Source organism: Paenibacillus pinistramenti, from assembly GCF_005869875.1.
Taxonomy (GTDB): Bacteria; Bacillota; Bacilli; order Paenibacillales; family Paenibacillaceae; genus Fontibacillus; species Fontibacillus pinistramenti.
Map to the genome: position 1 here is coordinate 326,089 of NZ_VAWG01000001.1, position 22,314 is coordinate 348,402.

The 22,314-nt window shown below is 53.1% G+C and carries 19 protein-coding genes and 2 tRNA genes; 5 read left to right on the plus strand and 16 right to left on the minus strand.

The annotated features are described in order from the left end of the window. Positions 1-66: 66 nt before the first annotated feature. Entirely contained in the window at positions 67-228 is a 162-nt protein-coding gene (locus FCN15_RS01545; protein WP_138493175.1) for an asparagine synthase, read from the plus strand. A gap of 113 nt (positions 229-341) precedes the next feature. Here the strand turns inward: FCN15_RS01545 and msrA are convergent, their stop codons facing one another. Beyond that, positions 342-860 (minus strand): peptide-methionine (S)-S-oxide reductase MsrA, encoded by a 519-nt coding sequence (gene msrA / locus FCN15_RS01550; protein ID WP_138493176.1) that lies wholly within the window; start codon positions 858-860, stop codon positions 342-344. A 159-nt stretch (positions 861-1,019) separates the two neighbouring features. Between msrA and FCN15_RS01555 the strand changes: the two genes are divergently transcribed. Continuing rightward, complete coding sequence (locus FCN15_RS01555; protein ID WP_138493177.1) at positions 1,020-1,358, plus strand: L,D-transpeptidase; 339 nt, start codon at positions 1,020-1,022, stop codon at positions 1,356-1,358. A 159-nt stretch (positions 1,359-1,517) separates the two neighbouring features. On the opposite strand, the gene FCN15_RS01560 is transcribed toward FCN15_RS01555, so the two are convergent. Continuing rightward, complete coding sequence (locus FCN15_RS01560; RefSeq protein WP_162515264.1) at positions 1,518-2,924, minus strand: HAMP domain-containing sensor histidine kinase; 1,407 nt, start codon at positions 2,922-2,924, stop codon at positions 1,518-1,520. Between the two features lie 158 nt (positions 2,925-3,082). After that, positions 3,083-3,766 carry a response regulator transcription factor gene (locus FCN15_RS01565; protein WP_138493179.1) on the minus strand — a complete coding sequence of 228 codons (684 nt, stop codon included), beginning with the start codon at positions 3,764-3,766 and terminating at the stop codon, positions 3,083-3,085. A 202-nt stretch (positions 3,767-3,968) separates the two neighbouring features. Between FCN15_RS01565 and FCN15_RS01570 the strand changes: the two genes are divergently transcribed. Then, a complete protein-coding gene (locus FCN15_RS01570; protein WP_138493180.1) occupies positions 3,969-4,685 on the plus strand; it encodes a YceI family protein in 717 nt (238 codons plus the stop codon). Between the two features lie 158 nt (positions 4,686-4,843). Here the strand turns inward: FCN15_RS01570 and FCN15_RS01575 are convergent, their stop codons facing one another. From FCN15_RS01575 to FCN15_RS01590, 4 genes are read right to left on the minus strand one after another with little or no spacing between them, the layout of a single operon-like run. Further along, positions 4,844-6,202 (minus strand): extracellular solute-binding protein, encoded by a 1,359-nt coding sequence (locus tag FCN15_RS01575; protein ID WP_138493181.1) that lies wholly within the window; start codon positions 6,200-6,202, stop codon positions 4,844-4,846. Positions 6,203-6,233: 31 nt separating this feature from the next. Continuing rightward, the gene (locus FCN15_RS01580; protein ID WP_138493182.1) at positions 6,234-7,013 is read right to left on the minus strand and encodes a response regulator transcription factor; all 780 of its coding nucleotides are present in this window, start codon (positions 7,011-7,013) and stop codon (positions 6,234-6,236) included. Next, on the minus strand, positions 6,988-8,820 hold the full coding sequence (locus FCN15_RS01585; protein ID WP_238996455.1) for a cache domain-containing sensor histidine kinase: 1,833 nt from the start codon (positions 8,818-8,820) through the stop codon (positions 6,988-6,990). The genes FCN15_RS01580 and FCN15_RS01585 overlap by 26 nt, the downstream gene beginning before the upstream one ends. A 13-nt stretch (positions 8,821-8,833) precedes the next feature. Continuing rightward, complete coding sequence (locus FCN15_RS01590; RefSeq protein WP_238996456.1) at positions 8,834-9,754, minus strand: helix-turn-helix domain-containing protein; 921 nt, start codon at positions 9,752-9,754, stop codon at positions 8,834-8,836. Between the two features lie 135 nt (positions 9,755-9,889). Here FCN15_RS01590 and FCN15_RS01595 point away from each other — a divergent pair, with 135 nt between their 5' ends. Further along, entirely contained in the window at positions 9,890-12,067 is a 2,178-nt protein-coding gene (locus tag FCN15_RS01595; protein ID WP_138493183.1) for a glycoside hydrolase family 52 protein, read from the plus strand. Between the two features lie 146 nt (positions 12,068-12,213). Here FCN15_RS01595 and FCN15_RS01600 read toward each other — a convergent pair whose 3' ends face one another. Beyond that, the gene (locus tag FCN15_RS01600) at positions 12,214-12,612 is read right to left on the minus strand and encodes a VOC family protein (protein WP_138493184.1); all 399 of its coding nucleotides are present in this window, start codon (positions 12,610-12,612) and stop codon (positions 12,214-12,216) included. Between the two features lie 203 nt (positions 12,613-12,815). On the opposite strand from FCN15_RS01600, the gene FCN15_RS01605 reads away from it, so the two are divergent. Beyond that, positions 12,816-14,090 carry an ATP-binding protein gene (locus FCN15_RS01605; RefSeq protein ID WP_138493185.1) on the plus strand — a complete coding sequence of 425 codons (1,275 nt, stop codon included), beginning with the start codon at positions 12,816-12,818 and terminating at the stop codon, positions 14,088-14,090. Positions 14,091-14,190: 100 nt separating this feature from the next. Here FCN15_RS01605 and FCN15_RS01610 read toward each other — a convergent pair whose 3' ends face one another. The 8 genes from FCN15_RS01610 to FCN15_RS01645 form a co-directional block, all read right to left on the minus strand. Next, the gene (locus tag FCN15_RS01610) at positions 14,191-15,027 is read right to left on the minus strand and encodes a hypothetical protein (protein WP_138493186.1); all 837 of its coding nucleotides are present in this window, start codon (positions 15,025-15,027) and stop codon (positions 14,191-14,193) included. A gap of 264 nt (positions 15,028-15,291) precedes the next feature. Then, positions 15,292-16,230: a cation diffusion facilitator family transporter gene (locus tag FCN15_RS01615; RefSeq protein WP_238996457.1), complete on the minus strand. Its 939-nt coding sequence runs from the start codon at positions 16,228-16,230 to the stop codon at positions 15,292-15,294. A gap of 513 nt (positions 16,231-16,743) precedes the next feature. Continuing rightward, a complete protein-coding gene (locus FCN15_RS01620; protein ID WP_138493188.1) occupies positions 16,744-18,441 on the minus strand; it encodes a methyl-accepting chemotaxis protein in 1,698 nt (565 codons plus the stop codon). A 70-nt stretch (positions 18,442-18,511) separates the two neighbouring features. After that, a complete protein-coding gene (locus FCN15_RS01625; protein WP_162515265.1) occupies positions 18,512-19,096 on the minus strand; it encodes a TetR/AcrR family transcriptional regulator in 585 nt (194 codons plus the stop codon). A 268-nt stretch (positions 19,097-19,364) separates the two neighbouring features. Continuing rightward, positions 19,365-19,438, minus strand: a tRNA-Ile gene (locus FCN15_RS01630). Positions 19,439-19,449: 11 nt separating this feature from the next. Further along, a tRNA-Met gene (locus FCN15_RS01635) sits at positions 19,450-19,523 on the minus strand. 375 nt (positions 19,524-19,898) lie between these two features. Continuing rightward, entirely contained in the window at positions 19,899-21,422 is a 1,524-nt protein-coding gene (locus FCN15_RS01640; protein WP_238996458.1) for an ABC transporter substrate-binding protein, read from the minus strand. Continuing rightward, complete coding sequence (locus FCN15_RS01645) at positions 21,419-22,312, minus strand: ABC transporter ATP-binding protein (protein WP_138493190.1); 894 nt, start codon at positions 22,310-22,312, stop codon at positions 21,419-21,421. Before FCN15_RS01645 ends, FCN15_RS01640 begins: the two co-directional genes overlap by 4 nt. Positions 22,313-22,314: the final 2 nt, after the last annotated feature.

Here is a 22,314-nt window from a genome sequence, read left to right on the forward strand (position 1 = left end):
CAAAGCTACGGAGGTCTTTCAATTACAGACATTCTAAACCAAGCCCAACAAAAGGAGTGTTGTACAATGCGTGAAGGTTTGATTCCAGCCGTTCTGGGAACTGTGGTATCCGCTTCGGCCGCTTCAATGCTCGGCAGCAAATATAAGCTTGCCGCAACAGGTCTGCTTGGCTTTGGTCTTGCCCACATTGTCCTTGGCTGCATCGACTTGGTGGAACACCGGCGATAACGCCTGGAGTCATGCGGGAATCGGGTTGAAAGAACAAAAAGCTGTCCCCAAGTAGCATCCGCTACTGAAGGACAGCTTTATTTGTTAAGGTAAGGCTGCAGCAGGAAGCTGCTTTAATGGGTCCAGTGCTCCTGAATAAACTCGTCACGGCCGGATTTCTCCCGGTCTTCCTTGTAATGCTTGGGATTTTTCCTGTGGTAATCCTGATGGTAATCCTCTGCCTCATAGAAAGGCGCAGCCTCCAGAATTTCAGTTACGACCGGTTTATCGAAACGTCCGCTTGCTGCAAGCGCAGCCTTGGAGGCTTCGGCAAGCTCCTTCTGCTTCTCATTATGGTAGAAGATGGCTGTGCGGTATTGGGAGCCGCGGTCGTGAAACTGGCCTCCGTCATCTGTAGGGTCAATTTGCTGCCAATAGAGCTCCAGCAGCCGTTCATAAGGGAACAATTCGGGATCGAACGTAATTTGAACTACCTCATAATGGCCGGTATCCCCCTTCTTCACCTGCTCATAAGTCGGGTTCTCGACCGTTCCGCCCGAGTAGCCTGATACAATGCCGTGAATGCCCGGCAGCTCGTCAAATGGTGTGACCATGCACCAGAAGCAGCCTCCGGCGAATGTGGCTTTATCCATCTCTCTCATCTCCTCTATGTATTAAGAACACTCCAAAGAACACTTCAAAGAACACTTCAAAGAACATTTCAAAAGATTGTGCATAGACTAATTCCAGCCTGAAATGCAAACCTCATGATACCATATCCCCTATTAAGGGTCTATACAAGGAGAGTCCCCATGCCTAACTACCGGATTATCGTCGATCTTTCGGACCATATGCTTTATCTGCTCGATAACAACATTGTCGCGCGCGGATTCCCTGTAGCCACCGGTGCCATGCTGACGCAGACGCCTTACGGAGATTATACCATTGTCAATAAACAGCCCAATCCCGGCGGACCCTTCGGCGTGCTGTGGATGGGGTTATCCAAACCGCATTACGGCATTCACGGCACCAATAACCCCGCCTCAATTGGAAAATCCGTCTCCCACGGCTGCATCCGCATGTACAATGAAGATGTCCTTCAGCTGTCTAATCTGGTGTCCATCGGCACAAGAGTTTCCATCCGTCCCTAGCCTTATGATACACTGGCTTTAAACCGCAAAAGGAGCCAATCTAATCATGTACATACTTCTCATCGTAATTGTCATCTGGGTCGTTTATATGGTTCTGCAAAAGAGAAAAAGGTAAGCCGCAGGAGATTCGGCACAAGAACAGGTTGTTAAGCAAGCGGCCTAGGCTCTGTTCAGAGTTAAGGCGAACAAACTTCCCTCGTTTGAGGATACCAGAAGCTCCAGCTCTCCGCCGAGCGCCTGAGCGAGCAGCCTGCTGTAGGTCAAGCCGAGTCCCAGTCCTCTGGGACGGGCGCTTCTTCTTTCTCCCCGGTAAAATCTTTCAAAAATATTCGGCTGGTCCTCCTGGCTCACTCCGATTCCGTTATCCTGAACCTCAATCCGCACTTTCTCTCCAGCTCCAGCTACCGCTCCAACTCCAGCTTCTGCTTCTGCTTCTGCTCCTGCGTCCAGAGACACCCTTATAAACAGCGGGCGGTCAGGATGAGCGGCCTGAAAGCTGTTGTTCAATAAATTCACCAGAATCTGTCTAATCCTCAAGCTGTCGCCAATTCCGTACACCTGATCCGAAGGGAGCTCCAGGCTCACGGAGACTGTGCGGTGCTCCTCCATAAGCTCCCATTGCCGGACAACTTCCGTCAGCAGGGCGTTCAGCTCAATCCGGTCGCTGCGGACGCTCACATTCCCGGCTGCAAGCGCATTATATTCGAGCAGGTCTGCCACCATGCGGTCCAGTCTGCCTGTTTCCTGAAGCGCAAGCTCCAGGAACTCCTCCGCTTCCTCCTCGTCCACCACTTTATCCTTCACCGCATGAAGAAGGCCTTTAATGGAAGTGACCGGCGTCTTCAGCTCATGGCTTACTCCCGCCAAGGAGAGCATTCTCCAATCCTCAAGCTGCTTAAGCCGCAGGGCCATTTCCCGGAAAGAGCCGACCAGCTCTGAAATCTCGCGTTCCTGGGTCTTAAGCTGGAGATTCTCGATATTATAGTTCCCGGACCTGATCCGCCCTGCTGCGATGGTGATTTGCTTCAGCGGTTTGGACAAACGGCTGGACAGCAGGTAAATGGTCAGCCAGCCCGATAAGGTGAACGTAATTAACAAAATAACGACAACGACGAGCACCGACCGGCTGGTGGTCAGGGATTTGTCGGATTGAAGCAGCACGACCCGGCCTGCTTCTGCGCTGTCGCTCTTAACGGCAGCGGAGACAGAGGCATATTCCGAATGCCTGGACTTCAGGGCTTGCGGGTCCCATTTTTCCTCCATCTGCTGTTCGGTTATCTTTGGCATACTGTAGACAAGCTTCCCGTCCTGATCCAGAATCAGCAGGCAGAACTCCGGATCAAGCCTGAAGAAGCGCAGCCGGTTCTCCACGAGCTCATCCAATTGCGGCGGAATTTCAAGGCCTGACGGGCCTGAAACCCGGTCGGCCAGATCCTGTACAAACAGGCTTGACGTCTGCAGCCGGTTGTCACGGGCCGTTTCCCGGATCCAGTAGATCGAGACCGAAGCAATAACCGCACAGCCAATGAACAAGATGACGAGATACCTGAGCGACCAATAAGACAATATCGAGACCTGCTTCGGCCGTGATTCCGGCCGCGATTTCTGTCGCGATTTCTGTCGCAATTCCGGCGGCAATCCCGGTCCCGGCTCCGATGCTGACTCAGACTCCGGCTTTGACCTCGGCTCTGACGTCGGCTCCGGGTGTACCTTCAAGTTAGATTTCAGCTGTGTGTGCAAAATGAATACCCGCTTCCCCTTAAAGTCCGGATCTCTCCCTGTTCTCTCGGCCATTCCGCCAGCAGCTTCCGCAGCCTTTTGACGGATAGATCTACCGCTCGGTCGCTCCCTTCATAATCAAAGCCCCATATTTCCTCAATCAGCTGCTCTCTAGTAAATACCCGATTCGGCTTGGAAGTGAGGAACAGGAGCACTTCCAGCTCACGCGGACTTAGCGCAAGCTCCCGGCCATGCAGGCAAATCCGTTTGGCCTGTCTGTCGACCAGCAGAGCCCCGAAATGAAGACAGCCGGAATCCCCATGGTACACGGGCCTTCTTCTCAGCACTGCATTCACCCTTGCCACAACCTCCTCCGGCACGAAGGGCTTGATCATGTAATCATCCGCTCCGCTGTTTAAGCCCTGAAGCCTGTCATCCAGGCGGTCCCTTGCGGTCAGCATAATGACCGGACATGCACTTGCTGCCCGAATGTGCTCCAGAAGCTCGAAGCCGTCCAGCCCGGGAAGCATAATGTCAAGAAGCACAAGATCAAAGGCCTGCTCCTTAAACTCTATCAGCGCTTCCTGGCCGTCCATGCAGCTTACGACATGAAACCCGGCCTTCTTCAAATAGGACGCCAGCACCCGGGAGATCGCTTCCTCATCCTCTACTACCAGCAGCTTCTGCATGTGCAGAACCACCTCCTCCTGCGGGTTATGCCCGGCGGCAATGCCCGATTTAGGTCTATTTTACACATTTGCGGAAAAGGAGCAAGCTTCAAGCACCCGACACACTCCCGACTTATTTCATTGGTAAAATGCGTTTGCAGACCCATCATCCAAGACCCGCAGCTATCAAAAATAGTCTATATATTGGAGGAGACAAGCAGAGATGAACAAAAGAAGCTGGATTATTGTGTCAGGAGCACTGGTCATTGTGCTGGTTGTGTTCGGGTACACTTTTCTGAAATCGTATATGGGCAATAACATCGAGATCAGCAGCGTCATGCCTGCCCAGGCGGCTGAGGCGGATCCGAATGGAGGAACCTCTGAAGCTGGCGCAGACAGCGGGGCGGCGGTAAGTGCGGAAGCTTTGAACGGGGAGTGGACGATCTCTGAGGGGTCCAAGGTCTACTATTCCGTTACCACCTCCCAGGAAACCGTGAATTTTGTAAATGAGAAGGTCAATGGCAGCTGGACTGTCGACCTGGACAACCCGGAAGCGATGAAAGGCAGCGGCAAAATCGATATGACGGCCAACGACTCGGGCAACAGCATGCGGGATGAGCATATCCGGGGCGCTGAATTTTTTGACGCTGCAGCCTATCCGGAAGCCGAATTTACCGCCAAGTCCTTTGATAACCTGACATCCGGCTGGAAGGAAGGAGCCGCCTTGCCCTTTACTTTAACGGGGACACTCAAGGTACGCGGCATTGAGAAAGAGGTTTCTATTGATGCGAAGGTCATGTACAGCGGCGGGAAGCTGCTGCTGTCCGGTACAACTGTGGTTACATTCAGCGATTTTGGCATGAAAAATCCGCATACCGTCGTGCTTGACACCGAAAATGACATTAAAGTGCAGCTTGAGCTCATTCTGACGAAGAACTGACACGCGGGCATCCGCTGTCCATACGCTCCCCAAGAATCACTTATTGCATTGACGATCACTTATTGCATTGACGATCAGCTATTATCAAGACAGGAGCCGGGGGATACCCCGGTATTCCTGTCTGGCTGTTTTTCCCCGGCCGTATAACTGGTCCGACCTCAATTGCTCTTCTGGGCCGCTGCCTGATGCTGCTTCGCAAATTCCTCAGGCGTCACTGCCTCGCCGAACAAGGCTTGGATCATGTTGAGATGGACTTGAGCTGCATCCGGCTTCATCTGGACATCGGCAAACAGCGTAATGTTGCTCGCTTTGTTAAGCTCGCCCAGCAGATCGGCATAAATTTGCGGAAGCTTCATATTAGCCGTATCGACTTTCGTCGCCGGAATTACGCCGGCATCCGTCACCGACTGCTCTCCCCATTTGGCCACAAAATAGGAAACAAACTTCTTCGCCTCTTCCTTCACTTTGGAATTCTCCGCTACGAACAAGCCGGCGCCGGGTCCGCCTACCCAGCTGTTGCTGTCGCCGCTGCCGCCTTCAACAGAAGGGAACTTGAAGAAGCCAACCTTGTCTTTGAATTCCTGCGGAACATCCGGGTTGGTCGTAAAGTTCGGAATTTCCCAGGTGCCGGTCAGAAACATGGCTGCCCTGCCGTCCATAAACTCCGTTTTGCCTTCCTCATTGGACAAGCCGTTAAAGCCTTTGTTAAAAGCATTCATGTCCACCAGGTCCTGTATTTCCGCCGCCGCTTGAATGAGGCCAGCATCTTCAAAGGTTCCGGTTCCGCTGATCGCTTGGGTAAGCGTGCCTCTTCCGGCGATGCGTTCAGCCAGGTACATGTACCACAGGGAGCCCATCCAGCGGTCCTTGTTGCCGAGCGCAACCGGCTCAACCCCTTTCGAGGCCAACATGCGCACCACTTGCTTGAACTGGCTGTAGGTGGCCGGGACCTGCAGATAGTATTTGGCAAAAATCGCTTTGTTATAGTAAATAGGCGTAATGTTCAGCTCAATCGGAAGGGCGTACGTCCTTCCGTTTACCTCGTAGGCCTCTACCGTGCCGGGCACAAACTTGTCCTTCAGCTCCGGTCCGTTCACCACATCGTCAAGGGAAGCAAACAAACCGCTCTTCACATAAGGGTCCATGAACCCGGCCGCCCAGGTAATGCCTACGTCAGGCAGCTCATTAAAGGCGGACAGCACTTTTAATTTATTCTTGTACAGGTCGTTCTCAATGACCTCCTGCTTGATCGTGACATTCGGATGATCCTTCTCGTACTGGTCGATAATTTGGCTTACCAGCTTATACTGCTGGGCTGAGCTGTCCTCCGGCCAAATGTGCATCATTCTCAGCGTCACCGGTTTAGCGTCAGAATCTTCTGCCGAGTAGGGGGAAGAAGATCCATTATTTCCTGAAGACTCCCTATTCGAGCCTGAAGAGCTTCTGCAGCCGGGCAAAACAAGCAGCAGACTCAACACCAGCAGCAGGCTGGACACGGTCAGCTTCCTAACCACCAAGATTACCCCCCGTTATGAAAAATCAGCGGATTTAATAATACTCCGCCATCTCGCTGCGGTAGCGGCTTGGACTGATCTGCTCAAGCTGCTTGAATACCTTGATAAAATATTTATCCGTACTGTACCCGACCTGCTCAGCAATCTGGCCGACAGGCAGCCGGGTTTGGGCCAGAAGCTGCTTGGCGTGCTGTATGCGACGCCGGGTTACATATTCGCTGAACGGGATGCCGGCCTCCTCCTTAAACAGAACGCTGAAATAGCTGGCATTCAGATGAACCTTTGCCGCCATATCCGCCATGGTCAGCTGCTCCTGCAGATGCCCGTCCACATACTCCATCACTTCCCCTACCGGTCCGCCCGGCCGGAATTCCTCTTCCTTGATTGCAAAAAGCTTCGGATCAACCAGCCGGGCAAGCTTCTCCGCCCGGTGCCGCTCTTCCTCCTGCTTAAGCGCCCGCTCCGTCATCTCCAGCAGCTCCTCTTTGTCTATCGGCTTAAGCAGATAGCCTACCGCCCCCAGCCGCAGAGCGGTCTGCACATACTCGAATTCCGCATAGCCTGAAATGACGACCGATGCAGGCCGGTCGGGCCGTCCCTCCAGCAGGCGGATTAAATCCAGGCCGCTGACCTCCGGCATCCGGACATCGGTAATCAGCAGATGTGCCGTATCCCGCTCGAGCCATTCGGCGGCCTCCACCCCGTTTGCCGCGCATTCCACGCGGTAACGTCCATCCGCCCACAGCTCAAGCGTTTTCCGAATCCCGTTCCGGGTTCCGGGTTCATCATCAACGATTAGAATCGTGCGAAGCATGGCTGTCTTCCTCCCTTGTATTCATTGTCTCCGGATATAACGGGATAGAGAAAGAAACAGTGGTCCCTTCGGCAACGGAGCTGCGGATCTGCAGGCCTTCATACGTATGATCGTTTGAGCTGTAATACAGCTTCAGCCGGCGCTGCACATTGACCAGCCCTACCCCTGTGCTGTTGTTGGACACGGACACCCTTGAAGTCCCTGCCTGAATCTCCTCCTGCAGGGCGGATAAATCCTGGACATTCATCCCGCGCCCGTCATCGGCTACTTCAATCCGCACCTTCCCGTCCTCCAGCGAGGCCAGCACTTCGATTCTTCCCTTGCCGATTTTGCTCTCTACGCCGTACTTTACCGCATTCTCCACAATGGGCTGCACCAGCAGCTTGGGAATGGGAACACGCGCCGTGTCCGGCTCCAGGCGGACGCTCCATTCAAGCCTGTCGCCGAGCCGCATGGACATAATTTTGAGGTAACGCTCCACCTGATCGAATTCATCGGCGACGGTCACCCACTCATCTTTGTCCGGGTTGCTGATGATATACCGGAACAGTCTCGACATGGCGACGACGAGGCCGGCGAGTTCCTCTTCCCCTTTTTCGATCAAAGACCAATTAAATGCTTCCAGCGTATTGAACAGGAAATGCGGATTGATCTGCGCCTGCAGCGCTTTCAATTCCGTTCTGCTCTGCAGTGTCTCCTTCTCGTAGACGACCCGGATCAGCCTATTGATGTGATGCACCATTTCGTTATAAGAATGATTCAGCTCTTTAAGCTCCATCGTGGTCGAAGCCGGCTCGGGGTTGGGCATCAGCACGCTTCCGAGACGGGATTTCCGCATGGCGCGGATCAGGTGAATGATCGGACGGGTCAGCATGGTGGACAGGAAGAAGGACAGCACGAGGAAGCCGAGCGCACCCAGTCCTCCGGCCGCAAACAGCGCGGTCCGCAGTACCGAAATCCCCTTCGTCACATATTGGACGGGAGTAAGGATCAGCAGCGTCCAGTTGGCGGCTTCCGAATACTGTTTGACGAGAACATAATCTTCTCCCTGATAGGACACGGTCTGGCTCCGGCTGTTCAGCAGGGGCGTCAGGTCAGTGCCCGAAGCCGCATCGCCAATGCCCAGCAGCTCTCCGCGGTCATTGGCCAGCAGGATGGATTCACCGCTGTCATCCTCCGCCGTTTGTTCATTTAATTGAAAATAGCCCCGCTGAATTCTCGCAATCAAATAGCCGCCCGGCGAGAACCAGCGGTCAAACAGATTGACCCGCCGGATTGCCAGCACGGAGTTATGGTTGGCCGGATCAATGCCGACCCAAACCAGCCGTCCCTTCTGATTGTCGGCTTCCTCGATGTACCTGCCCTCCACCCGGAGGTCCAGCTGGCCTTCACGGATCGGAAACAGCAGCTTGCCGCTGCCGCTGTACAGCTCGAGCGACTCGACGCCCGGCGTATAAGCCTGATAGCTGCCGGCGATCTGCAGCAGCGCCTGCCGTTCATTAAAGGTCGCCTTCTGTCCGTCAGACTCCTCCGTCAGAAGCTGCTGGACGTAAGAGCTGCCGGCGACCTGTGCGGTCAAGCTGTCGATTTGGGTCATCAGGGCATCCAGCCTGCCGCTGGCCTGTACAGCGGTCTGCTTGATGTGTTTCTCTGCGTTATTCTTCAGCAGGGTAGAAACCTTGCCGTAAATAAAGCTCCCCGCAATGCCCAGAATGATCAGCATCGCCAGGAAAAAAGCTACAAAAATCTGGTTACGGAGCGTATTGACAGGCTCCAGTCTCCGCATGATCCGCTTGGTCTTCTCCATCTGTCCAGCCCCTTTAAATATGAACCCTTGCTCTGAACCTTCCCGGCGATTCCCCTGTCCACCGCTTGAATTGACGGCTGAAATGAGCAATATCCGCATAACCCAGCTTCGAGGAGATCTGTTCAATCGACAGCTCCGGCTGCATGAGCAGCAGCTTGGCCTTCTTCAGCTTCAGCCTGGACAAATAGCGGCGCGGCGAAAGCCCGTAGACCTCCTGGAACATCCGCGTGCAGGCCGAAGGGCTGTAGCCGAGCCCGGACATGGCCGAAGCGACCGTTTCCTTGAGCGCGCCTTCCTCAAACAGGGCATCGGCCTGTTCCAGCGCCGTCTGCTCGACGGCCCTTTCCAGGAAAGCGGCTATTTCCTCCGCCACCCGGCTGGAGCGAAGATCGGCGGACCTTGCCGCTTCGGGATGCGTCAATCCCTCGGTCAAAGCCGCGAACAAGCCGAATACAGCGGAAAGCGTATTCATCTTGGCGTGCAGCTTTAGGGGGCCGCCGCCGGTCTCCGCCTCGTTCTCGGCCGCCAGCTCCATCAGCCGGTTCAGGCTGGGCCGCACCGTGCCGGTGAGCAGGCTGTCTGCGGGAAAGAGACGCCGGCTGCCTCTGCACAGCAGCTCCCGGAGTTCTCTTTCGTCAGAATCAAAATGAATGCAGTAATAGGTCATATCGCCTGTACCGCTGTTAAGACTTTCATGAAGATCACCGGGCCGCAGGATAACAAGATCCCCGGGCTGCTGCGTATGCTCCTGGCCATTGACCTTGATGCACTGCCTGCCGTCCAGCAGCAGGTTGATTTCAAACAGCGGATGGCTGTGCAGCGGGTACGTCCAGGCTGCTTCCACCGTGCGCAGATGCGCTGCAAACACCCGGAAGGTGGATTCCACATCCGGCATCATCACTTCCCTGATTCCCATGGTTTGAGCTGCAGACATCCGCCAGCCTCCTTTAGCTACAAAGTTGTCAAATTTGGATAAAAGCCAACCTGATCTGGATATGGAAAGCGCTTAAATTCCTTGTTACTATCAAACATACCATAGATTTGCTCATTTCGAACAGGAGGTATTTTTTTGGATAAGAAACTTCTATTTAACGCCCACCATTCCCCCATGGGGGCTTTTGCCAGCTTTACGTTAGGCTTTCCCGGCCGCAGCGGCGGCTTTGATCTGGAATACGGCCGTCCTCCGGAGCAGAATATTTACATTGGGATTCAGGATGAGGATGCCGGTCATGGCGCGGAACAGGACAGCCCTCGCAAGGGCGGCTACCACGCATTGCCGTTCTATGATGCGGCGGCTGACGAGTCCACCCGTTATACCGGAGGCGGCAGCGAAGCCGGGGATGCCGAGGAAGCTCAAACGGCTGCAGCTCCGCTTGTCCGCCAATTCCCGGCCGAGGCAGTCAGCCGTACCTTTACTCCGGCCATCGACAGCTGGCAGGCAGGCGGCTTGACCTTTACGCTGTATTCGCCATTCGCTTCCGTACCCGATCCGGAGACAGCGGACGAGGATGCCTTGCAGTTCGCGCTGATGCCTGCGGTCCTGGCTGAGATCACGGTAGACAATAGTAAAGGAACCGGGAACCGGCGCGCCTTCTTCGGCTTCCAGGGGACCGATCCCTACACCGCAATCCGGCGGCTGGAGGACACGACGAACGGGGAAATCTGCGGCGTCGGCCAAGGCCGGCATCTGGCGATTGCCGCAGCGCGTGATCCGAGGATCCGGAGCGCGGGCCATTTTACAATTGAAAATATTCTGCAGCCCCTCTCAGAGGACAATCTAAACTTCGGACTGGGTCCGGTCGGAGCGCTCCTTATGGACACGCCGCCGGGCGAAGTAGCCACTTACCGCTTTGCTCTCTGCTTCTACCGCAGCGGCTATGTGACCACGGGCATCGACGCTTCTTATCTGTACAACCGTTATTTTGCGAACATTGAGGAAGTGGCCGGGTATGCCCTGGAGCATTTTGAACGGAAGCTTGCGCTCTGCCAGGACAATAACCGCCTGATCAGCGAAACCGCCCTCTCCGATGATCAGCAATTTATGCTGGCCCATGCCATCCGCAGCTATTACGGAAGCACCGAGCTGCTGGAGCATGAAGGGAAGCCGCTGTGGATTGTGAATGAAGGGGAATACCGGATGATCAACACGTTTGATCTGACGGTAGACCAGCTGTTCTTCGAAATGAAAATGAATCCGTGGACCGTCCGGAACGAGCTCGACTGGTTCGCCGGCCGTTATCAATACGAGGATACCGTCTGCTTCCCGGGTGACCCGGAGTCCTATCCGGGAGGAGTCAGCTTTACACATGATATGGGGGTTGCCAACGCCTTCTCCCGTCCGGGTTATTCCGCTTATGAGCAGCATGCGATAACCGACTGCTTCTCCCATATGACGCAGGAGCAGCTCGTTAACTGGGTGCTGACAGCGGCGGTTTATTACCGCCAGTCCCGCGATGAAGAGTGGCTGCAGGGCAAGCTGGAACTGCTGGAGCAGTGCCTCAACAGTATGGTTAACCGCGATCATCCCGAGGATGACAAGCGTACCGGCCTCATGGGGCTTGACAGCTCCCGTACCCAGGGCGGCGCGGAGATTACTACCTATGACAGCCTGGATGTCTCGCTCGGCCAGGCGCGCAACAATATTTATTTAGGCGGAAAAAGCTGGGCCGCATACGTTGCTCTGGAATCCCTCTTTGAACAATCGGGACGCGTGGACGCTGCCCGCCTCGCCGGCATTCAGGCAGAGCGCTGCGCCTCCACCATCGCTGCCCATCTGACTCCTGACGGTTACATCCCTGCCGTCATTCAGGAAGGCAACGACTCGCGGATTATTCCGGCAATTGAGGGCCTTGTGTTCCCGCTCTACACCGGGGATACGGAGGCTTTGAACCCGGAGGGCCGGTTCGCCTCTTATCTCGGGGCTTTGAAGCAGCATTTCTATACGGTGCTTCAGCCGGACATCTGCCTGTTCCCGGACGGCGGCTGGAAGCTGTCCTCTACCAGCGACAACTCCTGGCTCAGCAAAATCTACCTCTCGCAGTTCATCGCCCGCCAGGTGTTCGGTCTGCGGCAGGATGAAGCGCTGGACCGGGCGGATGCCGCCCATGCCGCCTGGCTGGCCGCCCCTGTCAATGCGATCTGGAGCTGGAGCGACCAGATGGTTGCCGGGGTTGTGCAGGGCAGCCGGTATTACCCGCGCGGCGTAACCGCTATTTTGTGGCTGGATGAGAAGTTCGGGCAAGCATAAGAATCGGAACCATCATAAGAATCCGAACAAGCAAGAAAGCCGGGCTCCGCGCCCGGCTCTTTCTTTTTTACAAGTTAGTTTCCTTATCAATTCATCCGAATGAATTAATTCTGATCAATTACTTCTAATCAATTAATCCTGGTTCATTATCCCTGCTTCGGAAGGTTCAGCTCCCAGGTCAGGCCGCTGCGGTCCTTGACGATCCCGTATTTGGCGCCCCAGAACGTGTTCTCAAGAGGCATCTGGACCTCCCCGCCGTCAGCAAGAGCATTAAAAATCCGGTTCAATTCTTCATCATTCTCCGCTTCGATCGAAAGCCAGATGCTGGTTCCCTGTACAACCGGGCGGAATACGTCAGCAAAATAAAGCACGCAGCTGTCATTCATATGAAGCTCGGCATGAATATATTTGCCTTCCTGTCCCTCAAAGCCTTGAATCCCGTCCGACAGCTGCGCATTGCGGATTTCACCGCCGAAGATCTGCTGATATCGTTCAACAGCCTCCCGGCAGTTCTCGATGTAGATGTGTGGCAACAGTTTTTTCATAACGCTCTCCTTTACCCGGATCTGGGTTAATTTGGCACCTCACACCTACTATAGTATCTCTGGAGGATTCAGGCAAATCTATATTCATAAATTTTTGGTATCGCCATGAAACGACAGCTTTCCGGCTTTGATTCTAGTATTTTAATAGAAACACAGTCCCGGTAAAATATTATCTATTCTGAATAAGGGGTTTGAACAAAGCAATGTTGCTGGAAAAATTATTACTAAACGTTCTTATCGTCTTATCTCCGATTCTTGTCTACTTGGCAATCAGGGACCGTCTTAAACCCTATGCATCACCTTATTTGATCGGCTTGCTGCTTGGAATCGCTTCCTCGCTCTGCCTGATCTTCTCCTTTCAAGCGATGGACTTGTTCTGGGATTTGCGCTATGTCCCGCTTATCATCTCCACTATCTACGGCGGCCCGCTCGCCGGTGCAATCAATTTTATACTGATTCTGCTTACGAGGACCTACCTTGGCGGCGATGCCCTGCTGTTTGGTTATGCCAGCATTGCACTTACCTTTGCAGGTATTTTGTTAAGTTCCCTTCTCATCAAGAAACCATGCGGGCGCGAGCGGGTGAACCACACCGTTATGACCTCACTGGTTCCCTCAGCCATTATGCTCTTGATCCTGGTCATCTATTCTTTATCCAATGACGTCACAAAGCCTGCCGGCTTCCATCCTTTCATCGCCTCATTATTATTTGGTTCTTTGCAAACGCTCGCTACCTGGATTCCCTCCCTGCTCCTGGAATTCAATTTCGCAGGAAGCCTGGTCAAAGAAGAGCACTTCCGGGCCGAGAAGCTCAAAACATTGGGCGAGGTAGCCGCTTCCATTGCACACGAAATCCGCAATCCGCTGACAACCGTGCAGGGGTTTCTCCAGCTTATGAGGGCAAACGGCAGCGATCATAAGAGCAGGGATTATCTGCAGATTGCACTGGACGAGCTTAACCGGGCCGAATCGGTCATTCGAGACTACTTAACCTTCTCCAAACCGAAGCTGTCTGAACTTGAGAGCTTCTGCCTTGCCGATCTGGTTCAGCATATTACAGCCACGCTGACGCCGATTGCCAGCTATAAAGGGGTTTCATTCGACTGCCGGCTGATCAGCTCGATGTACATATACACGGACAGAGGACAGCTGCAGCAGGCGCTGGTCAATGTCGTGAAGAATGCGATTGAAGCTTCCTCCGATAATTCCATTGTCCGCATCATGCTCTCGCTGCACAGAGGCCAGGCTGAATTAAAGATTATCGACAGCGGAAAAGGCATGACCAAAGAAGAAATTGAGCGGATCGGCACCTTATTCTATACGACTAAGGAGAACGGCACCGGGCTCGGAACCTCCGTAGCTGTCAGCATCATCCAGGCGATGAACGGCAAAATTTTGTATGAAAGCCAAAAAGGCAGAGGAACCGTCTGCATCATCTCCCTGCCCTTGGAAGCAAAAGGCGTGACCGGCCTGAATTGAAAAGAACACAAAAGCTCCAAGGGCCCTTGGAGGGCCGCCTGGAGCTTCTGATCATTTTGCTGGCTGTGTCTTGGTTAGAGCTGCCTTAGTTGGAACTGTCTTAGTTGGAGCTGCTGTCTGCTGCAGCTGTCTGATCGGCTGGCTGGTGACGGCCGTCCGTAGGGCCGCCCTTGCCGCTGTGCGTATTATTCACGAAGTCTTCGGCTCTTGTCGCCAGATTGGCTGCCTGATCGTCATACTGCGTCTGGGTAATCTTGCCGTCTGTCAGCTGCTGCTTCAGATTGCTGGTCAGCTGGGCCTCGGTCCAATCAATTACATCCTGCTCATCTACGCCCTGTTCAGACGCGATAGCTGCCAGCGATTTGCCGTCCTGCTGGGCCGTCTTCAAATCATCTTCGCTCAATCCCAGCAGGCTCGCCAGACCGGACTGATCCATCATAGCAAAGCCGCCATGCTGGCCTCCCATGCCTTGTCCGTCTTTGCCCGTGAAGGTGTTGTTGACGAAGTCTTCGGCTCTTGCCGCCAGATCGGCTGCCTGATCGTCATACTGTGTCTGGGTGATTTTGCCGTCTGTCAGCTGCTGCTTCAGATTGCTGGTCAGCTGGGCTTCTACCCAATCAATCACGTCCTGCACGTCTACATCCTGCTCAGACGCGATAGCTGCCAGCGATTTGCCGTCCTGTTGGGCCGTCTTCAGATCATCTTCGCTCAATCCCAGCAGACTCGCCAGACCGGCCTGATCCAGCTTAAAGAACCCGCCGCGCGCTCCGTCTTTGCCTTTACCGAAATCGGAGTTATCATGGGCAGCAGTGGATGCCTGTGTTCCCGAAGTCGTGCTTGCTGCAGCGGCACCAGCTTGTCCAGTCAGGTACGCGCTCCCTCCCAAAGTGATTGTGAATGCCAGTGCGCTGATTGCGATCAATTTTTTTCTTTTCATCGTTTATTCCTCCTGAAATTTTTTTATTTGCTCTGTTAACGTCTTTATAGGTTGCCTTGTGTGTTAGCTGTGCTGTATTTGATGTGTTCCTGCTTACAACTTTATCTTATCCCCCTTTCCTTAAAGGAAGATGATTCCTGACTGAAGAATTGCTGAGTGCTTCCTGAAGGAATACTAAAGATGGGGAGAGCTTTTCCGGCTGACCTAATAATACGAAACATACTACAAAAAAAAGATCCCGGCGCCGCAGCCAGGATCTTTCCTTTATGAATGAATAGTTTGTGCTCCCGCCTCATACCAGGGGTTCAGATGCACCATGACCTCTCTCACCAGCGGGTTCTGCTGCCGGATGGACTGCTTGATCTTCTTGGCGATGTCATGCCCCTCCTGGATGGTCAGCTGGGCCGGAATGCCGACCCGGACGTCTACAATAATGTAATGTCCATGCTCTCTCGCCCGGATCCGGTCAATTCTCTTGACCTCCGGAACCGCCTTGACAAGCTCGAGAATGGGTTCCATTTGAGCGTCGTCAATATTTTTCTCCATCAGCACATCGACCGCGGTCCGGCCCATATGAATGGCAAGTTTCAAGACCAGGAAGGCCACCAGAATTCCAGCCACCGGATCCCCGTACTTCAGAATTTCGATCTCGTAATGATTGCCTATAAGAGCAAGTCCGATGCCGATCACTGCCGCCAGGGAAGCATAAACGTCAGCCAGATGATCATAAGCTGTAGCAACTAGACCGCTGCTGTTGGTCCTTTTCCCAATGTTCATGGTGTACATGTACAGCCACAATTTCCAGACCAGAGAGATAACACCTGCAGCAAGCACCAAAAAGCTGGCCGCATGCGGCGGCTCCATAAGCGCCAATACCGAATGATAGCCCATATACAGTCCCGCCAGCACCAGGACAACCGCAATGATGCCGGCTCCAATCACTTCGGCTTTGCCGTGTCCGTAAGGATGATCCTCATCGGGCGGCCGTTTGGAGATAATCATGGAGATCAGCGCGGCGGCCGTAGCAAACACGTCCCCCGCATTATGTACTCCGTCTGCAATCAATACCTGGCTGCCGAACAGCAGTCCAACTACGAGCTTCAGGATTGTCAGAGCAATATTGCTGACCAGGCTGGTCCATATGGCAAGAGAAGATTGTCTGTCTGCTGCTTCGTTCTCCGAATTCAATTCCCCGTCCCCCAAATTGTAAAGTTGTTACCATTATAACCAGATCGGCTGCCTTAGCCTCCAAAGGTACCGTGCCATTATATAAAACAACTTCCGGGTAAGTCTAGAGAAAAAGAATTGGCCTCGTCACGGTTTATTGCCCTCCTCCAACAGCCTTTGGGACAGTGAACTTTGTTGGTTGGGCGCAAGAAAGACGCCTGAACCTTGCTGGTCAAGGCTGTGCAGGTTTGTACTTCAAGCCGCGGCTCTGCTAAGATAGAGCTATTAGGCTGCATGGTGTATAAAGGAGCGTTGGGGATGAATGGCAATAAATTTGTGATCAGACTGATCATTGCAATTGTCTTATTGATTGCGTTGTTCTTTACCGGTTTTATGCTGCTGTATTTCAATGTTTATAGGAATAGTTAACGGATTTAGAAGCAGTTAATGAATTTGGAAAAAGTAGAAAACCGCTGCTCCGGCAGCGGTTTTTTGATTGGCGATCTTCGTATTTGCTTAACCTTCAATACTCCTTCTGCATGAACGGGTTCAAGAAACACTGAACCGCTCCACTAATCCTTGAAGCTTGTCCGCCAGCGATGAGAGAAAGGCTGATGAAGCTTCAATCTCCTGCATGGCTGCGAGCTGCTGCTGGGAGGAGGCGGACAAGCTTTCCGCCGACTCGGCAGTCTGGTTCGAGACACTGACCACATTCTGGATGGCGTACACCAGTCCATCCGCAATTTCGGTCAGGTGCCGTACCGCTTCAAAAATATCCCGGCTCTGGCCGGCCATGCCGCTGACAGCCTGTTCGATTTCAGTGAACGAGCTTTTCGCAGCAGCGATCATCCGGGTGCCGTGCTGCATTTCCGCGGTGGAACGGTCCATCGTCTTGCCGGCAAGGTCCATTTGGGCGACAATCTGCCCAAGCAGCCCGCCGATCTGGTTCGCGGAGTCGCCCGAGCGTTCCGCCAGCTTGCGGACCGAGTCAGCGACAACTGCAAATCCGCGGCCTTCCTGGCCTGCGCGGGCCGCCTCGATGGCTGCATTCAAGGCGAGCAGATTGGTCTCGGCGGCAATGCTTGCAATGGTGCCTACAATGCTTTCAATTTCCTTGGAGTAGCCGGCGAGCGTGTGAATAATACCCGCTAAGTCATGGGTACTTCCGCGCATCAGTTCGATCTGACTGATCGTTGAATCCATGGATTCCCGGCCGGCACGGGCTCTGTCCGCTCCGCTGACAGCATCGTTCACCGCCTGGTCTGCGCTTGCAGCGATCTCGTTAATGAAGCGGGACATATCCTGAACCGACTGGTAGCTGCTCTCCAAATGACGCAGCTGCACCTGGGCACCATCCGCAAGCTCTACAGTAATGTTGACGCTGTGCTCGCCGGCGCGGTTCGTCTCCTGTGCGCTGGCAGACAGCTGCTGGGAAGAGGAGGCGACCAGCGCAGAGGCGTCGTTGACCTCGGTGATCAGCCGGTTCAAGTTCTGGTTCATCGCATTAAAATCGCGGGATAGCGTCCCGATTTCATCTTTGGTGTTCAGTACCAGAAAATCCTGCTTCAGGTCACCGTTCGCCACTAGGTTAACTGAACGTGACAGCTGGGACAGCGGGCTGACCATCCGCCGGATCAGAATGTAGGCAGCAAGAATGGCAATGACCAGAATTACTGCACCAATAATGAAAGGCTGTACAAGAATTTCCTGAGTCCGCTCTTGAACCAGGGAGCCGTCAAAGTTGATGGCCATGAGGGCAACAATGGGTTTTGTAGGGTCGTGATCCTGATAGATGGGGCCGTAACCGGTTTTGAGAGAGGTTCCGTCGTAGGTGTATACTTTGGAGTAAGTGGAATGCTTCATAGCGGTTATCATTTCTTTGTCTTCATCACTGAAATAAAACGAATCGCCGGCCTTATAGCCGCGGGCCTGCATGTTTTTATCCGCTGCAAGAATTTTGCCGTCAAGCGAGAGGATAAAGGCTTCCTTAAAGATCGGTTTATGCTCGTTAATCCAGCCAATCCTGTCCTGGATGGCCGTTAGGTTAGTGGTGTCTCCCGCTGCCAGCGCAGCGATTTGGTCAGGGTCGATCAAGCCGGTTGTAATGTTGGCGCAGCCGACGAGCTCAATTCCTGCCGCTTCATCCAGCTGATTGTAGGCCGCCCTGTAGCCGAAGAAAGCAATGGAGGAGCCTACCAGCACTAGGACTAGCAGCATCACCCAGGTTAATTTTGTCGCCAATTTCATATTTAGTCTCCTTGCTTCACCGTCTCGTTATTAGAAAAATCTTTAAAATTTGAATCAGCTAGAATTTGAATCAGCCGGCAAGCCCGCTCCAAAATATTTCAAATGCTTGCTCTAAATGCACCTTGGATAACGGGAAGGGCATGATCAGCAAGGAATCAATATATCCGCTGATAAACGAGAAGTAGAACATGATGTACATTTCAACCGGGAAAGGCAGTCCCTTATTTTTCCCGACAGTGGAATGAAACAGCTCCCTATAAAGATGAAGCAGAGGCCGTCCTGATCCTAACCGATTGACATCATAGGCGCCTTCCAGTTCAGGGGGCGAGAAGTAACGGATTCTTTGCCAGAACTTTAATTCCGTTTGATGTGCCGAGAAGAAGGTATAATACCCGATAAAAATATCAAACAGTAATTCTTTCAATTCCGGCAGCTCATAGTCCTTTGTTAATTTGTCCTCCGTCAGCTCCCAATCCATCTTCGAAAGCGTCTCTCTTACCAGCAGAAGAAACAACGATTCTTTACTCTCAAAATGGTTATAGATGGAGGCCGCCTTCATACCCGCCTCTTCCCCGATCTCCCTCATCGTGGTCCCTTCGTACCCTTTGAGCGCAAACAGCTTCAAAGCAGCCTGCTTGATTCTGGCTGTCGACAATCCTTCACCCCCTAACAAACATTTGTTAGTTTTTACCACTATAAAACGACTTCATTTTATTTTCTGTGAAGATAATCATTTAAATTTGTCGATTTCTCTGAATCTCGATTGCTCTTCAAGAACCAAAAAACCTCTCCTTTTGGTCATGGCTGGCGGTATTTCCAGTAACCAGAAAGGAAAGGTTCTTTTATTGTTGTTGTTTCATATTAAAATAAAAAAAGATGTCCCCTTGTCACGTACTGTGACTAAGGAACATCTCTCTCCGCTATGGGCCCTACAGGACTCGAACCTGTGACCAATCGGTTATGAGCCGACCGCTCTAACCAACTGAGCTAAGGGCCCTAATGCAAGTATTGCGGGGGCAGGATTTGAACCTGCGGCCTTCGGGTTATGAGCCCGACGAGCTACCGGGCTGCTCCACCCCGCGCCAATAAACAGCGGCATAGATTAATATACCTGATCTCTTGCTGGCCCGTCAAGTTTTAATTTATGGCAGAAAACGGACGCCGTACCTTCCCTTTTTCGACCGGAATACTTCAACTTCTCTCATCTCCCTGAACCCGTAAACCCACCCGTCATGCTCAAGCCTCCTTGCCAGACAACCGGCCTGAAACCTTGAATTGTACAACCGGTTGAAATAAACCCACTTCATCCGCTCCTCCACCTTTCGCGAGTAAATCCAAGAGGTCTCTCCCCTAAGATTCCCCTTTTTACGTAAATTAACCCTGAGTGTGAAGCTTTGCAGCAAACAGCGAAACAGCCGCCAGAATAGTTCTGGCAGCTGTTTAGGTTATAGCGGATCTTAATCCTTAACGCCTGTTGATGCACCGCTGTCCTGCGGCACATAAGGCGTGCCGTCCTCCTGGAACATCGTCTTCGGATTATTTTTGATGGCCTGCAGCATCGTATTGCCTTTCTGCTGCCATTCTTTCAGTGCTTCGGCCGGCGTCTTCTTGTTGTCTAACACTTCTTTAAAATATTGCTGCCCGATTGAGGTCACGGAAGAAAGGCCCGGCTTCTCTGTGTACAGCTTATCATCCGTATTGCTGGTTGGCGGAACCGGCTTAAGCGCATAGAAAGCCTGAATATTATAGTCCTTGCCGTCTTTAGGTTTGATATACGATTTGCGGGCTACCATTTCATAAGAGCTGCGGGATTTGATCTTTGCCCACTCTTCACTGTTCTGGAATTTAACAAACTCCCAGGCGGTTTCGGCATTAGGAGCGCTGCTGTTGATCGCAAAGGCACTGCTCAGGTAGGAGTTGCCTCCAATGCCCGGCTTCTCCGGATGCGTCGGCATCGTCGCCACGTCCCAGTCCACCGCTTTGAAGTTCTTGATCTTGGAAGCATTGTTATTCGCATCAACCACGTCGTTAACATAGCTGTTATAGCCGATGACCATAGCTACTTTGCCGGACAGGAACATATCCTGCCCCACAGGACTGGAGGACATCTCGCTTGCATCATTGATCATCTGGCTGCCGTCCGGCACAATCTTATCCATGTACAGCTTGCTCATCGTGCTCCACACTTTCTCCCACTGCGGAGTGTCCACCGTCATGGTCTGCGCTTGATCATCAAAGTAGCGGAGCTGGAGAGCGCTTGTGTAATTCTGCATATCCCAGTAAGGATCAGAGCCCATATAGGTATTGAAGGCCATGCCGTATACGCGGTTCTTGCCTTCCCCTTTGCTTACTCGGCGGGCCAGCTCAAATACTTGATCCCAGGTCATGCCGTCCTGCGGCGGCTCTACACCGGCATTTTTGAAAATTTCTTTATTATAGAAGAGTGCGGAGGAAGAAAAAGTTGGCGCCAAGGCGTACAAATTGCCTTCCCCGATATCTTTCAGGCCGTCAATGACGGTTGGCACAAAATCAGAGGTATCAAATTTATCTTCTTGCATCAAGGGATCCAGCTGTTTCAGCATATTCTCCTGCACTAGCTGCTTTAATGTGCTTGTATCGGTAACCACGACATCCACAGGATTGCTGCCGGTCATAATCTTCTTCATGCTCTCCAGGGTATCCGGCTGCTCAATCGGTTCTGTTCCGTCATTGTACCGGTAGATGCTCTGGTCAATGGCCGGCACGATTTCGATATCAACATTCGGATGAGTCAGCTCGAAAGCGTCCGTATACTGCTGGCGGAAGTAGGTGTCGTCATAGCCCCCGTACAGCATCCCGATCCGCAGCACCTTCTGCTCGTTATCCGAAGCTTTAGAGCCGCTGCAGCCGGATAGTACGGAAATAGCCAGCGCAAGCGCCAGTCCCGTGCCGGCCATTCTCCTGACCTTCGATTTCGCGCCTTTTGCTGTGAACATACTCATTTTGAATCCCCCTCTAATGATTTCGGTGCCGTAATGACGATTCTTTCTCCATCAAACTCCATCGAAGCTCTCCCGCTTATGCCGACGGACTCCAGGTATTCTTTGGGGACCTGAAGCCGCCCAGCGCGGTCGACGACTTCGTAAGCCTCATGAACCTCCTGCAGGCCGCCCTCCCGGGAAGAGAAGCCGCCTGCGTTTTCATCCAGACTTGGATTGCGTTTCAGAAATTCCGTGCTGGTCAGCCCGTCCCGGATCGCCACCACACGGTCCACTTTACCGGCCAGAGCCAAGTCATGCGTGACAATGACAATGGTGATGCCAAGCTCCCGGTTTACTCTGCGAAAAATATTCATAATCTGGTCCGAAGTAGCCGTATCCACCGAGCCGGTCGGTTCATCGGCCAGCAGCAGATTCGGGCGGTTCGCAAGGCCGATGGCGATCGCAACGCGCTGCTGCTCACCGCCGGACAGCTGGGTCAGCCGGCTCCGCATGCGGTCCTTCAGGCCGACCCATTCCAGCAGCTGCTTGGCGTAGGCCCGGTCCACCCTGCCGCCAAGCGTCATTGGCAGCTCGACATTTTCCAGTGCCGTCAGATAGGGCAGCAGGTTGCGGGCATTATTTTGCCAGACGAAGCCGACGGTTTTGCGCTTGTATTCAACGAGCTGTTCGTCTTTGATCTTCAGCAGATCCCAGCCGCCCACGTTCACCATTCCGGCAGAAGGGCGGTCAAGCCCGCCCAATATATTCAGCAGAGTGGATTTGCCGCTGCCGCTGTTGCCGATAATCGCCATCATTTCGCCCTGCTCAACCGTCAAATTAAGTCCCTGCAGAGCAACAACTTCGATATCCTCGGATTTAAAAATCTTAACAAGCCCTTCGCATTGAATCATTC